This is a genomic window from Algoriphagus yeomjeoni (assembly GCF_049821175.1).
Lineage (GTDB): Bacteria > Bacteroidota > Bacteroidia > Cytophagales > Cyclobacteriaceae > Algoriphagus > Algoriphagus yeomjeoni_A.
This window is the reverse complement of record NZ_CP187512.1, coordinates 3,920,840-3,933,908: the sequence shown is the minus strand read 5'-3', so window position 1 is coordinate 3,933,908 and position 13,069 is coordinate 3,920,840. Positions and strand designations below refer to the sequence as shown.

The 13,069-nt window shown below is 41.2% G+C and carries 14 protein-coding genes; 12 read left to right on the top strand and 2 right to left on the bottom strand.

Translation table 11 applies throughout. From position 1 onward, the window contains the following. The first annotated feature begins 1 nt into the window (after window position 1). From mobA to moaA, 7 genes are all read left to right on the top strand, one after another. Entirely contained in the window at window positions 2-583 is a 582-nt protein-coding gene (gene mobA, locus ACPUEN_RS15880; RefSeq protein WP_425636877.1) for a molybdenum cofactor guanylyltransferase, read from the top strand. Next, window positions 580-1,392, top strand: coding sequence for a uroporphyrinogen-III C-methyltransferase (gene cobA, locus ACPUEN_RS15875; protein ID WP_425636876.1), 813 nt, complete (start codon window positions 580-582; stop codon window positions 1,390-1,392). The genes mobA and cobA overlap by 4 nt, the downstream gene beginning before the upstream one ends. 28 nt (window positions 1,393-1,420) lie before the next feature. After that, a complete protein-coding gene (locus ACPUEN_RS15870) occupies window positions 1,421-1,657 on the top strand; it encodes a MoaD/ThiS family protein (RefSeq protein ID WP_111609834.1) in 237 nt (78 codons plus the stop codon). A 1-nt stretch (window position 1,658) separates the two neighbouring features. Next, window positions 1,659-2,693 (top strand): molybdopterin-synthase adenylyltransferase MoeB, encoded by a 1,035-nt coding sequence (gene moeB / locus ACPUEN_RS15865; protein WP_425636875.1) that lies wholly within the window; start codon window positions 1,659-1,661, stop codon window positions 2,691-2,693. Beyond that, the gene (locus ACPUEN_RS15860; RefSeq protein WP_425636874.1) at window positions 2,674-3,102 is read left to right on the top strand and encodes a molybdenum cofactor biosynthesis protein MoaE; all 429 of its coding nucleotides are present in this window, start codon (window positions 2,674-2,676) and stop codon (window positions 3,100-3,102) included. The genes moeB and ACPUEN_RS15860 overlap by 20 nt, the downstream gene beginning before the upstream one ends. Window positions 3,103-3,334: 232 nt before the next feature. Further along, complete coding sequence (gene moaCB / locus ACPUEN_RS15855) at window positions 3,335-4,252, top strand: bifunctional molybdenum cofactor biosynthesis protein MoaC/MoaB (RefSeq protein ID WP_425636873.1); 918 nt, start codon at window positions 3,335-3,337, stop codon at window positions 4,250-4,252. Beyond that, window positions 4,236-5,249, top strand: a complete 1,014-nt coding sequence (moaA, locus tag ACPUEN_RS15850; RefSeq protein WP_425636872.1) for a GTP 3',8-cyclase MoaA — start codon at window positions 4,236-4,238, stop codon at window positions 5,247-5,249. Before moaCB ends, moaA begins: the two co-directional genes overlap by 17 nt. A gap of 100 nt (window positions 5,250-5,349) precedes the next feature. Here moaA and ACPUEN_RS15845 read toward each other — a convergent pair whose 3' ends face one another. Both ACPUEN_RS15845 and ACPUEN_RS15840 read right to left on the bottom strand, forming a co-directional pair. After that, complete coding sequence (locus ACPUEN_RS15845; RefSeq protein WP_425636871.1) at window positions 5,350-6,651, bottom strand: APC family permease; 1,302 nt, start codon at window positions 6,649-6,651, stop codon at window positions 5,350-5,352. A 253-nt stretch (window positions 6,652-6,904) separates the two neighbouring features. After that, complete coding sequence (locus tag ACPUEN_RS15840; protein ID WP_425636870.1) at window positions 6,905-7,555, bottom strand: hypothetical protein; 651 nt, start codon at window positions 7,553-7,555, stop codon at window positions 6,905-6,907. Between the two features lie 293 nt (window positions 7,556-7,848). On the opposite strand from ACPUEN_RS15840, the gene ACPUEN_RS15835 reads away from it, so the two are divergent. From ACPUEN_RS15835 to eboE, 5 genes are all read left to right on the top strand, one after another. After that, entirely contained in the window at window positions 7,849-8,730 is an 882-nt protein-coding gene (locus ACPUEN_RS15835; RefSeq protein ID WP_425636869.1) for an EboA domain-containing protein, read from the top strand. Window positions 8,731-8,769: 39 nt separating this feature from the next. Beyond that, window positions 8,770-9,675, top strand: a complete 906-nt coding sequence (locus ACPUEN_RS15830) for a TatD family hydrolase (protein WP_211320443.1) — start codon at window positions 8,770-8,772, stop codon at window positions 9,673-9,675. A gap of 2 nt (window positions 9,676-9,677) precedes the next feature. Further along, window positions 9,678-10,592, top strand: a complete 915-nt coding sequence (eboC, locus tag ACPUEN_RS15825) for a UbiA-like protein EboC (protein WP_425636868.1) — start codon at window positions 9,678-9,680, stop codon at window positions 10,590-10,592. A 69-nt stretch (window positions 10,593-10,661) separates the two neighbouring features. Continuing rightward, the gene (locus ACPUEN_RS15820; RefSeq protein WP_425636867.1) at window positions 10,662-11,816 is read left to right on the top strand and encodes a 3-dehydroquinate synthase; all 1,155 of its coding nucleotides are present in this window, start codon (window positions 10,662-10,664) and stop codon (window positions 11,814-11,816) included. Between the two features lie 23 nt (window positions 11,817-11,839). Beyond that, window positions 11,840-13,051, top strand: coding sequence for a metabolite traffic protein EboE (gene eboE / locus ACPUEN_RS15815; protein WP_425636866.1), 1,212 nt, complete (start codon window positions 11,840-11,842; stop codon window positions 13,049-13,051). Window positions 13,052-13,069: the final 18 nt, after the last annotated feature.

The window sequence follows — 13,069 nt, the reverse complement described above, 5'->3', positions numbered from 1 at the left end:
TATGGAAAATCCACAAGATATTACCGCTTTTATACTTTGCGGCGGCAAAAGTGTCCGAATGCAAACCGAGAAAGGTTTGGTAAACTACAAAGGCAAACCATTTATCCGCTGGATAATTGAAGCGATTATTCCCATCACCTCCAATATCATTTTGGTGACCAGCAATGGAGATTATAGCTTGGTTGGATTGCCGATGATCGAGGACATTTACCCTGAAAAAGGACCTGTAGGTGGCATTTATACTGCATTGAAGTTTAGTAAGACAGAAAGGAATCTGATTCTTAGCTGCGATGTTCCGAAGATTACTGCTCCACTTCTCCAAACCTTGGTTGAGGAATCCGCGCAAGATGCTTCGGTCACCCTCTTTAGTGATGGAAAAAATGATTACCCTCTTATAGGCGTTTATAAAAAATCAGTTCTTGAAACTTTCGCTGAAGCGATTTCGGCGGATAAATTAAAGCTTTGCCCATTGGTGAACATGATCTCGAATCAAAAAATCATGATCACTGCTGAACAAAAATCGCTTGTCCAAAATATCAATAGCAAGGCCGAACTGCAGTCTTTAATCCAACTTGAACAATGAAAACTATCACTGGAAAATCACCAAAACTCACTCTAATAGGTGCTGGACCTGGAGACCCAGAGCTGCTCACTTTGAAGGCAGTGAAAGCACTAAATGAGGCGGATGTTGTTTTATATGATTCGCTGGTTAATGAGGAAATTCTGAACCATGCCAATCGGGCATTGTTGGTATTTGTAGGTAAGAGAAAAGGCAATCACAGCCATACGCAGGAGGAGATCAATGAGCTCATCGTGAATTATGCAACTGACTTTGGACATGTAGTCCGAGTGAAAGGTGGAGATCCTTTTGTTTTTGGAAGAGGAAAAGAGGAAGAAAACTTTGCGTTGGCACATGGAATAGAAGTGGAAGTGATTCCTGGAATTTCTTCCAGCGTTGCCGTTCCTGCATCTGTGGGAATTCCTGTGACTGCGCGCGGAGTAGCCGAAAGCTTCTGGGTGATCACTGGAACCACGAGCAATCGGGAGCTTTCGAAAGATTTGACCTTGGCTGCTCAATCTTCTGCAACAGTGGTTGTACTTATGGGAATGAGCAAGCTGAGGGAAATAGCTGCGATTTATGCATCTTTTGGCAAACAGGATTTACCAATAGCTATCATCCAAGACGGCACCAAGTCGGAGCAAAAAGAAGTGGTCGGAACCATTCAAAATATCGTAGAAATCAGCGAAAATCAATGCCTGACTGCACCAGCAGTCATTGTCATTGGCGAGGTGGTGCATCTGGCAAGAGTCAAAAAGCAACTGAAAGAAGATTGGATTTTGGAAGATGAATTTATTTTCCAAAACCTGAATACCTTGCCGTTTAGTAATTAATACGAATGATCTGTATTAACTTGAAGCTATGATTACAGTAAACTATTTTGGAAATATCGCGGAAGCAGCACAAAGCAATTCTGAAACTTTGGATAAAAAGTCCATGAGCTTGTCTGAGTTGCTTGACCTGTTGGACTCTAAATATGCCATTGCACAATTCCCTTTTCAGGTAGCTGTCAACAGAAAAATTGTCTCAAAGCAGCAAGCTTTGAATATTTCCGATTCAGACGAAGTAGCACTTCTTCCACCATTTGCAGGAGGATAAAATGGAAAGATATCAGCGACAAATCATCCTTCCGGGAATCGGGACTTCGGGTCAGCAAAAGCTCAATTCAAGTAGCGTTTTGGTGGTGGGAGCAGGTGGATTGGGCTGTGCCGTTTTACCTTATTTAGTTTCTGCCGGAGTAGGGAGAATCGGGATCGTGGATGCGGATCGTGTGGAAGAAAGCAATCTTCATCGGCAGGTTTTATATCAAGAGAATTCTATTGGTTCGCTGAAAGTAAAATCGGCTCAAAAGGCTCTTCAGCAAATGAATTCGTCTGCGAAGATTGAAATCATCCCTGAGTTTTTGTCAAATGAGAATGTGGATAACTTGATTGAATCGTATGAGTTGATCATCGATGCCACGGATACAATTGAGGTTCGATATACTTTAGATGAGGCTTGTTCTCGCCTGAAAAAACCTATGATTTATGGGTCTATTTTCCGATTTCAGGGACAGGTTTCGGTTTTCAATTACGACGGAGGGCCCTCCTACATCAGCCTTTTTCCACGGGAAGACAAAGTGGTTTTGAACTGTGCTGAAGCTGGCGTGTTAGGGACTACAGTGGGAATGATAGGAATGATTCAGGCAAACGAAGCATTAAAAATAATTCTCGGAATTGGTGAGGTGCTTTCTGGCAAAATACTGGTTTATAACATGCTAACCAACGACCAGCAGGTCTTCCAGTTAGCGGATCAGCCAAATGAAGCATCAGTGAAAACTGCTATTGATCGAGTGGAGTTGATTAATCCTGAATTAGTTTTATTACAGAAAGGCATTTTAATAGACGTTCGTGAAATTGGTGAGAAACCGGAATTGCCCTCCAGTTATTGCTTAAAAATCCCTCTTTCTAAACTGGAAAGTAGAATTGCCGAATTAAATAAAGCGAGTGGAATTAGGTTGTTCTGCCAAGCTGGAGGAAGAGCGATTCAAGCAGGTAGAATGTTGATAAAGGCTGGCTTCACAGATGTAAAAGCAGTAAGAGGTGGGGCAAAAGATATATTGAAATTGATTGATTATGAAAAAAGTATTTCTTGAAGGAGCGATTTCTCCTGAATTTATAGCTGATTCTATTGCAAAGCATCAAGGCAAGCATAGCATAGGGGCACATAACATTTTCCTTGGACAGGTTCGTGCGGACGAGGTAGGCGATCAAAAAGTGGTGGCCATAGAATACACGAGTTATGAGGAGATGGCAAATGAAAAATTACATGATATCCGTGAAGCGGCTTTCGAGAAATTTGATTTGACTTGCCTCCACATTTATCATAGTTTGGGTGAGGTCAAAGTTGGAGAGATTTGCATTTTCGTATTCGTTTCTTCACCTAGAAGAAAGCAAGTTTATGAAGCCACAGAATGGCTCGTGAATCAAGTGAAAGAGCATGTTCCGATTTTCGGCAAGGAGATCTTGGACAATGCTGATCATCAGTGGAAGGTAAATAGTTGAGAAATTCAGAAGGATAAAGTCTGAAATCTGAAAGGGGATTGTATAGATTGGTAGCGAATAAGTCTAGTGTCACCCTTAGTAAGAAAAATTGACAAAAGAGTGATGGCGGTGTCGGACTGAGCGAAGTCGAAGTCTATTTTAAAGCAAGTAAAATTATTGTCCTCGACTCCGCTCGGACTGACACTCGAGAGGTCTTAATACAGACTAACGCTATTAGAGATTAAAATTAGAAATGGTAGATATCACACATAAAGTCACTACGCTTCGCACGGCAAAAGCTCAAGCGATTGTTCAAGTCAGTTCTGTAGAGACGATCAAAGCTGTCGTAGAAAACCGGGTGCCAAAAGGTAATGTGTTCGAAATGGCCAAAGTAGCCGGTCTTTTCGCAGTGAAGAATACCCACATTACCATACCAGATTGTCATCCACTTCCTGTGGAATATACGGCTGTGGAATACGAGATTGATGGTCTAGAAATACGGATTTACATTACCGTTAAGACTGTTTATAAAACCGGTGTGGAAGTAGAAGCCATGCATGGAGCCTCAGTGATCGCGCTGACGATGTACGACATGCTGAAACCTATTGATAAGGGAATTACGATTCGAGAAGTTGGTTTGGTGCAGAAGACAGGCGGTAAATCCAGTTTCAAGGAAAAAGATCGGAAGGAAATTCAAGCTGCTGTCGTGGTTTGCTCTGATTCCATTTCAAAGGGAATCAAGGAAGATAAAGCAGGAAAAGTGATTGTGGATAAGTTGAAATCACATGGCGTGAATGTGACTTCTTATGAGGTAATTCCTGATGAGTTGGAACTGATCCGCGCGCGAACTTTTGAACTGGTAGAGAAGAATCAATTGGTTATTTTCACAGGAGGAACTGGACTCTCCAAAAGAGACGTTACACCAGAAGCTTTGGAACCGATTTTGGAACGTAGAATTCCGGGTGTGGAAGAGGCAATTCGAAGCTATGGACAGAAGATTATGCCATTTGCGATGCTTTCCAGGTCCGTGGCAGGAACTATTGGGGACAGCATAGTATTGGCTTTGCCAGGATCCACAAATGGTGCAAAGGAATCAATGGATGCGGTTTTTCCGCATTTGCTGCATGTATTTAGAATATTGAAAGGAGCCAATCATGAGCCAAGCGAGTAAAATTAGTGAGCTAAAGGATACTTTTGGGAGAACTCACAATTACCTGCGAATCTCTCTGATAGAGAAGTGCAATTTGCGCTGCAAATATTGCATGCCTGCTGATGGCATTCCACTCAGTCCCAAAGCCTCATTGATGAGCGCTAAAGAAATACTTGAATTTGCCAGAATTTTCGTCGGTTTGGGTGTGGATAAGATTCGTTTAACTGGCGGGGAACCTCTACTTCGAAAAGACATCAATGAGATTTTAGATGGCCTTTCCAAGCTTCCTGTTGATCTTTCACTCACTACCAATGGATTGCTGATTGATAGGCATGTGGATAACTTCAAAAAGTTAGGTGTCAAAAACATCAATTTCAGTTTGGATACATTGAGAGAAGATCGATTTTTTGAGATTACGAGAAGAACAGGTTTTGAAAAAACTCTTGACAATTTCCGGCTTTTGCATGAAGAAGGTTTTAACCTTAAGATCAATACCGTGTTGGTAAAAGGAACCAATGATGACGAGTTGGTTGATCTGGTCAATCTGACAAAGGACTACAACGTCTCAGTACGGTTTATAGAATTTATGCCTTTCGATGGAAATCGCTGGGATAGGTCAAAGATGGTTTCAGAGAAGGAAGTACTTAGCCAATTAGGTTCCCACTTTGGTGCCGAGCAGATTTCTGCTCTTCCTCATGAGACCAATTTCACAGCTCGTAAATTCAAGATCTCCGGCTACCAAGGCGATTTCGGAATTATCTCTTCTGTGACTAATCCGTTCTGTGGAACCTGCAATCGCATCCGACTAACTGCAAACGGCCGCATCAAAAATTGCCTTTTTTCAAATCAGGAAACAGATTTATTATCTGCCATGCGAGCTGGTGAAAATGTGGAAAACTTGATTTTGGAATCTATCTTAAAGAAAAAAGCGGTGCGTGCAGGCATGGATAGTTTGGAGAAGTTATCAGACCCCACACTTCATTCAGATAATCGAAGTATGATTGCGATTGGGGGGTGATAAGCATTTAAAGACGATCAATTCTCCTGTGTTTATAAATTGATCATTAGCTCTATTTTTTTCCTCTTTTTCCAAAATGATAACTACAGAAGGCAATTCCTTACTCCCTCTTTTTCCAATGCAAAAACCATTTCTCTCCAGCAAATACTAAAACCACTCCTATTGCTGAGACAATGACAACAAACATATCGGAGCTTGCCTTGATCCAAACGAAAGCGGTCAGTACGATTAAGTCGAGCAATAAAGCGGATATCAAAATAACTCCATTGGCCTTCACGTCTTTTCTCAAGTGCTTGAAAACTCCCCAATGAATGATCATGTCCATCACCAGATAGAAAATTGCTCCCATGGAAGCGATGCGGGAGAGGTCAAAGAAGATAGTTAATACTATTGCAATGACGACAATATAAAGTAGCATGTGCTTTTGAACGCTTCCCGACATGCCGAAATGACTATGCGGAATAAGCTCCATATCTGTGAGCATGGCTGTCATGCGTGATACTGCAAAAATACTGGCGATTACCCCAGAAATGGTTGCGACTATTGCTATTCCTACTGTGAAATAAAGTCCATAGTCTCCAAAAGCCGGTCTTGCAGCTTCAGCTAAAGAATAGTCTTTTGCGCTGACAATTTCAGAAATGCTTAGGCTTGAGTTTACTGCAGTAGCAACCAGAAAGTAAACTACAGTACAGATGATTAGGGAAATAACGATTGAGCGCCCTACATTTTTATGAGGGTTCGTAATTTCTCCTCCACTATTCGTGATGGTCGTAAACCCTTTGTAGGCCAATATAGATAGTGCCATAGCCCCTATAAAACTAGCTACAGAATAATTCTCTGTATTGGTAGATTCAGGCACAAGATCACTCATGGTAAATTCAGCTGCCCAGAGCCCGCCTATAGCAAATATCAGAATACCCACTATTTTAACAAATGCCATAAATTGGGAGGTCTTCCCGATTACCTTATTTCCAGCCACATTGATAATATAGGCAAGGATCAAGAGCGCAACTCCCAAACCGGGCACCCAAATAGAATCTTTTTCCACGTCAAAAAGCTGTAGCGTGTAGGACCCAAAAGTTCTCGCAACCAAACTTTCATTGATCACCATAGAAAGTGCCATCAGTACGGAAGCTGCTGCGGTGATGGTAGTTTTTCCATAGGCTTTCGTTAAAATCATAGCGATCCCACCTGCTGAGGGGTAGGCGTTGGAAACTTTGATGTAAGAGTAGGAGCTGAAACCTGAAATAATTGCTCCAACGATAAAAATATAGGGAAACCAAGTCCCTGAAAGTTCCGCTACCTGACCCAAAAGCGCAAAAATTCCAGCCCCGATCATCACTCCAGTACCCAGAGCTACTGCTCCTTTCAGCGTTAGGCTATCTTCTTTATAGTCATCCATTTATTCTGTATCTAATTTTTCTTGACCCAAAAGAGCCAAAATAATTACTGAGAGTAAAATAGCTTAATATGCCTAAATCGCAATTGGAAATAGGATTATCGGAATGTTTTGAAGTTTAAAGCGTCTTGGCAATTCTCTCGTAAATCGAAGGAGAAAAGTACCAAAGGAACAGTTGAGAGTAAATGTGATCCTTATAACCATTAATAAAAAAGAATCATTAGGGCAACCTGAAAAAGTAAAATACTAAGCTCTATTATTCAGGAGTTGACAGCTTAAGACTCTTTAATCTCTTGGCAACAAGGTAGATGTAAATCACATCCAAGATAAAAATAACAGATCCAATGTAGAGAATAGGCTCATGGACACCACCACCTCTTTTTGATCCAATTATTCCAAATAAAATGGTCAGTGGAAGGGTCCCAACAAATTTTGCAATCGCAAGTATCAAAGATTGTCCCTGCAATCCAGGTCTTCGATAATACATGCGTATGAACAGAATAGACATAAGAATACACTGCAGAAAACCCATATAAAGCGCTCCAAGCACTATTCCAACCCATTGAAAAACGAAGTGTTGCAAAATCATGCAACCTATTAAGTACACAATCGCCTGAATGTAAAAAGTGCTTTTTTTGGTAGATACTTCCTTGATTCCATAGTTGAAATACATATACAGAATCCCACAGTCCAGAAGTAGCCAAAAGGCATTGAAAAAGCTCGACACGTGAGTACCAAACTCAAAATAGCCAGGAAGAGTGTAGTAAAGTTCCCAAGTAAAATTAAGACCTAGTGCTATAAAAGGAATACCGTAGGACTTGTCTCTATGGCCAACCCTCAATGCTTCTATATAGGTGATGATCCAGCCTATTCCGCAGATAGTAAGCAGGATGGTACTAGTAGTCATAAAGAATTATTAATCAAGAAAATAAAACTCATTCCAAAGAGAAATTGAGGATGAATAAGTAAAGAATTATGCCTCGCATTACGTGTAAAGAGGTAAATCTTGTTTCAAAAGGCTAGCAAGTTAAGGAAAAAGAAAATATCTGAAGTTTGATTTCTCAAGAAAGTGATTTTTGTCAGGTAGGGCACTTTTTCCAACCGCTGAGCATTATCTAATTGGATATTCTGGTAGATTTCAGCGTATTTTAGAAAAATAAAGCAAAGTTGACGCTGAGCCCTAAACGGCAACTCTTAATTATGGAAAATCAATTAAAAAGCTATCTCACCCAACTACTTGATACATCAACTAATCAGAAGGGACTGGATTGGCTGAATAAACAAGTCGAAAAGATTAGCACAGAAGGGGCCCCATCAAAGTTTTTTCTTGCTTTCAGCCAAGCATCCAGGTTCTTTAAGAAAGAGAAACAAAACCTAACAAAAGAAAAGTTAGAGATTGCAAATGAGCTCGTTACAGGATTTCAGCCTCAACATTGGGATGAATTACAAACAGCAAGGACAGTCTTGATGCTAAGTTATCCACAAGAGAAAGAAGCTTGGTTTGCAGCAATGATTCAGCTCTTTGAAACGGCGGACATGCATGAGCACCAAGCACTTTTCGCAGCTTTGCCATTGATGCCTTTTCAGAAGGATTTGATTCCTAGGGCCATTGATGGATTACGGACCAATATCTCTCTGGTATTTGATGCAATTGCTTTAAATAACCCATTTCCTGCACAGTATTTCCCAGAAGCCAATTGGAATCAAATGGTACTCAAAGCCATATTTATGCAGCGTCCTTTGTATAGAATACAAGGAATGGAGGAAAGAAGAAATCCAGCTTTGGCTGCTATTGCCCGGGATTTTGCTCATGAACGCTGGGCCGCTGGGAGAGACGTGATGCCCGAGATTTGGCGCTTGGTCGCCCCTTTTGTGAATGAAATGTACTTGGAGGATCTGAAGAAAACATTAGCAACCAAAGATGAGCCTCAAGTATTAGCGGCTCTCCTGACCCTTCGAGAATCTGCCTATTTACCAGGAAAAGAACTTTTAGAAACATACCCCGATCAAGTAGCTACTCTTGATATGGATGCTTTGGCTTGGGAAAGGATTGGCTCGGAGTTTCAGCGAACTCGCGTTTAATCACTAATTTTACATTCCCCAAATTTAAAATAAATAACCATGTATATAGATCCACATATCCACGTCGTATCCCGCACAACTGATGACTATGAGGCCATGCAAAAAGCTGGTATAGTTGCCGTCATTGAGCCTGCATTTTGGCTAGGACAGCCAAGAACAGAAGTAGGGAGTTTCAAAGATTACTTCAGTACACTCGTTGGTTGGGAGCGATTCCGTGCGAGTCAATTTGGAATAGTACATTATTGCACGATGGGTCTCAATTCAAAGGAGGCAAATAATGAACCATTGGCTGAGCAGGTGATGGAATTGCTACCTCTTTATGTAGGAAAAGAAGGAGTGGTTGCCATCGGAGAAATCGGGTATGATGATCAGACTGAAGCAGAAGACAAGTTCTACCGACTCCAGTTAGAGCTAGCAAAAGAAGTGGACTTGCCTGTACTTATCCACACACCACATAGAGACAAGAGAAAAGGTACTATTCGAAGTATGGATGTCTCCGAGGAGCATGGGTTGGATCCTAAAATGGTAATTGTGGATCATAACAATGAGGAGACTGTAAAGGAAGTTTTAGACCGAGGTTACTATGCTGGATTTACTATTTATCCACACACCAAAATGGGTTCTGAGCGAATGGTTGAAATCGTGAAGCAATATGGTCCAGAGCGAATAATTGTCAATTCCGCTGCGGATTGGGGCATTTCGGATCCTTTGGCTGTCCCGAAAACAGCTGACCTGATGCGCAAATCCGGGATTCCTGAAGAGCACATCAAACTCGTAACGTATCAAAATGCCTTGACTGCTTTTGGCCAAAGTGGACAAATGGATGAGCAGGATTGGTTAAATGCTGCGCCATTGGACCAAACCAAAAAGATGAGTGGCAATTCAGTTCTTCGTGGTGGACAAACACCAAGAGTGGAAGGTTCTTCTGATTTTGTAGAAAATTAATTATGGGTTCTTCCCGCATTTTTGCCTACCTGCAGCTCACCCGTCCTGCTAACGTTGTAACTGCTATTGCTGATATTTGGGCGGGAATTGCCGTGGCTGGCGCTTGGGCATTTATCGCATTCGACGGAAGCATTTTAGCTAATGAAATTCTTATCAAACTAGTCTGGCTTTCATTGAGTACAATTGGATTGTATGCTGGTGGAGTTGCCTTTAATGATGTCTTTGATGCAGACCTTGATGCCGTTGAGAGGCCAGAAAGACCAATTCCTAGTGGAAGAGTATCTAAGTCGGGAGCTGCGTGGATGTCGTTTATACTTCTTGCTGTTGGGGTAATAGCTGCAGCGCAGGTAAATCTGGTTTCTGCAGGAATAGCTTTAGCGGTTGCCATTCTCGCAGTCTTGTATGATTACTGGGGAAAACATCAGAATTTGATAGGCCCTATCAATATGGGACTTTGTCGTTCTGGTAACTTACTTTTAGGTGTCAGTATAGCTCCAAGTTTACTATCCTCATTTTGGCCATTGGGATTGATTCCTTTAATCTTTGTGGCAGCTATTACGATGATCAGTCGTGGCGAGGTTCATGGAAAAAACAGGAATGCACTTTTTGGTGGATTGTCCATGTATCTACTTGTGATATTGGTCATTGCTGCAATGCCGATCATGCATGGTACCCCGATTTTTGAAGTGATCCCTTTTTTAGCTCTTCTTTGCTACATGATTTTCCCACCATTGATCAAAGCTATTCGTAGCCAAGACCCAAAACTTATTGGCAAATCAGTCAAAGCTGCAGTTATTTCCTTAATTATTGTCAATGCGTCCATAGCTTCGGCTTTCGCAGGATGGCAGATTGGAATAATTGTGTTATTGTTGCTGCCTATTTCTCTTTGGCTAGCCAAGAAATTCGCAGTAACCTAACAAAGAACTAAAAAGGGCTTGGAATTGTATTAATTCCAGCAAGCAGCTTAAGCCTATACCCTGTTGATTATGAATACGATTATCGAACAATCATTTTCAGTACCCTTCAACTATCAAGTCTGTTTTTCAGAGGAAATTTTTGTTCCTGAGAATAGATTATTTGTTGATCTACTTTCGAAAGAAAGAAAATCCAAAGTCCTATTTGTAGTGGATAATGGGGTTGCGGAAGCTCACCCAAATTTGCTAAAGCAACTGAAAACCTATTCAGAAGCTCATTCGGAGGCATTTACATTGGCAACCAATCCTATTGTCGTAGTAGGTGGAGAAGCCTCTAAAAATGACGAGGCCATTTACAAGGAAATCGTTGAAGCAACCCATTTGTACGGCATAGATAGGCATTCATACATCGCCGTGATAGGTGGTGGTGCTGTGATTGATATGGTGGGTTTCGCTGCTGCGATTTCGCACCGTGGGATTCGCCTGATCCGTATCCCTACTACTGTTCTTTCGCAAAATGACTCAGCCGTAGGCGTTAAAAACTCTGTGAATGTATTTGGCAAAAAGAATTACTTAGGGACTTTTACACCACCTTACGCAGTTTTAAATGATTTCAATTTCCTGAAAACTCTCGACGATAGAGATTGGAGATCTGGAATTTCTGAGGCGATAAAAGTGGCTTTAATTAAAGACTTGAGCTTTTTCACTTGGATAGAGGATAATTCCACAGCTTTGGCAGACAGAGAAATGGCTCCAATGCAGGAGGTAATTATTCGCTGTGCACAAATGCATTTGGATCATATTTCTGGCAAAGATCCTTTTGAATTCGGTTCTTCCAGACCTCTTGATTTCGGACATTGGGCAGCACATAAATTAGAGCATTTGAGTGACTTCCGAATTCGCCATGGTGAAGCTGTGGCAATAGGAATCGCATTAGATTCAACTTATTCTTTTTTGAAAGGATGGATTTCCGAGGATGATCTCGTTAGGATTATTACAGTATTTAAGACCTTAGGGTTTGATCTTTTTGCTCCCGAATTAGGCGGAGAAAACCTTATCAAAGGCTTGAAGGAATTCCAAGAGCACTTAGGAGGTCAGCTCACCATCATGCTTTTGAAGGCATTGGGCAAAGGAGAGGAAGTGCATGAAATGGATCATCAGCTAATCCATCAGGCTATAGATTTACTTAAAAGTTATAACCAAAAGCAGAATTTGGTTACTAGTTAATTCAGTACAAAATCACCTTATTCATGGAAATCAAAGGGTTTCAACTCAGTTACTGCAGCAATATTCACCCCGGAGAAAGCTGGGAAGCGACATTTGAAAACCTAAAGAAATATATCCCTGAGGTAAAAAATCGGTTAAGCGTAGATAAGCCCTTTGGCATTGGATTAAGACTTTCTCATGAAGCAAGTCTTATACTTGAAAAAGCTAATCAACTCAGTGAATTCAGGAATTGGCTGCAATCTGAAAATGCTTTTGTTTTTACATTAAACGGCTTTCCGTACGGCGATTTTCATAGAACAACTGTAAAAGATAAGGTACATTTTCCCGATTGGACCACCGTAGAACGGCGTGACTACACCATCAGATCTTTCAAAATATTAGCACAACTATTACCTGAAGGAATGGATGGGGGAATCTCAACTTCCCCAGTTTCCTATAGACATTGGTTCAAATCCGATTCAGACCTAAATGTCGGAATGGAAACTGCCACGAGACACTTGTTAGAAGTAGTTGGGGAGCTTGCCGATATCAAAAAACAAACTGGGAAGTCCTTGCACCTAGACATTGAGCCAGAACCCGACGGAATACTGGAGAATTCGGATGAGATGATTTGGTTGTTTTCAGATTGGTTACTACCAATTGGAAAACCATGGCTTGCTAAGAAATTAAACATTTCTCAAGAAGAGGCCGAAGAAGCTTTGAAAGAGCACATTCAGGTTTGCTACGATGTTTGCCACTTTGCGATAGTCTATGAAAAGCCCGCTGACACTTTTGCAAAATTTGAAAAGGCAGGGATAAAAATTGGAAAGATTCAAATTTCAGCTGCCCTTAAAGCTTTGATTCCTACTCAACCTGAGGCTAGAGATATTGTAAAGTTGAAATTATTGCCTTTTGAGGAATCAACTTATCTCCACCAGGTTGTGGCAAGAACAAAGGATGGAAGTTTGAAATCCTATTCCGACTTACCAGAAGCACTTAAAATATTAAACGAGACGGACGAAGAAGAATGGAGGATACATTTTCATGTGCCGGTCTTTTTGGATAATTATGGCGCTCTAGCCTCAACACAGGATCAAATTTCAATTGTACTCAATGAAATTTTAAAAAATCCATCCTTGACAAATCATCTCGAAGTTGAGACCTATACTTGGGAAGTATTACCGGAGGACACACGCTTGAGCTTAGGCGAATCAATCTCCAGGGAGCTGGCTTGGGTAATCGAAAAATTGAATTAACATGAAATCGAGCATGTC

What these genes read in the sequence shown, in the direction of transcription:
- ACPUEN_RS15835 (WP_425636869.1), top strand. Translation starts at nt 7,849, where the DNA reads ATGGAAAATCAATTAAAAAGCTATCTCACCCAACTACTTGATACATCA.
- moeB (WP_425636875.1), top strand. Translation starts at nt 1,659, where the DNA reads ATGGAAAGATATCAGCGACAAATCATCCTTCCGGGAATCGGGACTTCG.
- ACPUEN_RS15860 (WP_425636874.1), top strand. Translation starts at nt 2,674, where the DNA reads ATGAAAAAAGTATTTCTTGAAGGAGCGATTTCTCCTGAATTTATAGCT.
- moaCB (WP_425636873.1), top strand. Translation starts at nt 3,335, where the DNA reads ATGGTAGATATCACACATAAAGTCACTACGCTTCGCACGGCAAAAGCT.
- ACPUEN_RS15840 (WP_425636870.1), bottom strand. Translation starts at nt 7,555, where the DNA reads ATGACTACTAGTACCATCCTGCTTACTATCTGCGGAATAGGCTGGATC.
- cobA (WP_425636876.1), top strand. Translation starts at nt 580, where the DNA reads ATGAAAACTATCACTGGAAAATCACCAAAACTCACTCTAATAGGTGCT.
- ACPUEN_RS15870 (WP_111609834.1), top strand. Translation starts at nt 1,421, where the DNA reads ATGATTACAGTAAACTATTTTGGAAATATCGCGGAAGCAGCACAAAGC.
- ACPUEN_RS15830 (WP_211320443.1), top strand. Translation starts at nt 8,770, where the DNA reads ATGTATATAGATCCACATATCCACGTCGTATCCCGCACAACTGATGAC.
- ACPUEN_RS15820 (WP_425636867.1), top strand. Translation starts at nt 10,662, where the DNA reads ATGAATACGATTATCGAACAATCATTTTCAGTACCCTTCAACTATCAA.
- eboC (WP_425636868.1), top strand. Translation starts at nt 9,678, where the DNA reads ATGGGTTCTTCCCGCATTTTTGCCTACCTGCAGCTCACCCGTCCTGCT.
- ACPUEN_RS15845 (WP_425636871.1), bottom strand. Translation starts at nt 6,651, where the DNA reads ATGGATGACTATAAAGAAGATAGCCTAACGCTGAAAGGAGCAGTAGCT.
- eboE (WP_425636866.1), top strand. Translation starts at nt 11,840, where the DNA reads ATGGAAATCAAAGGGTTTCAACTCAGTTACTGCAGCAATATTCACCCC.
- mobA (WP_425636877.1), top strand. Translation starts at nt 2, where the DNA reads ATGGAAAATCCACAAGATATTACCGCTTTTATACTTTGCGGCGGCAAA.
- moaA (WP_425636872.1), top strand. Translation starts at nt 4,236, where the DNA reads ATGAGCCAAGCGAGTAAAATTAGTGAGCTAAAGGATACTTTTGGGAGA.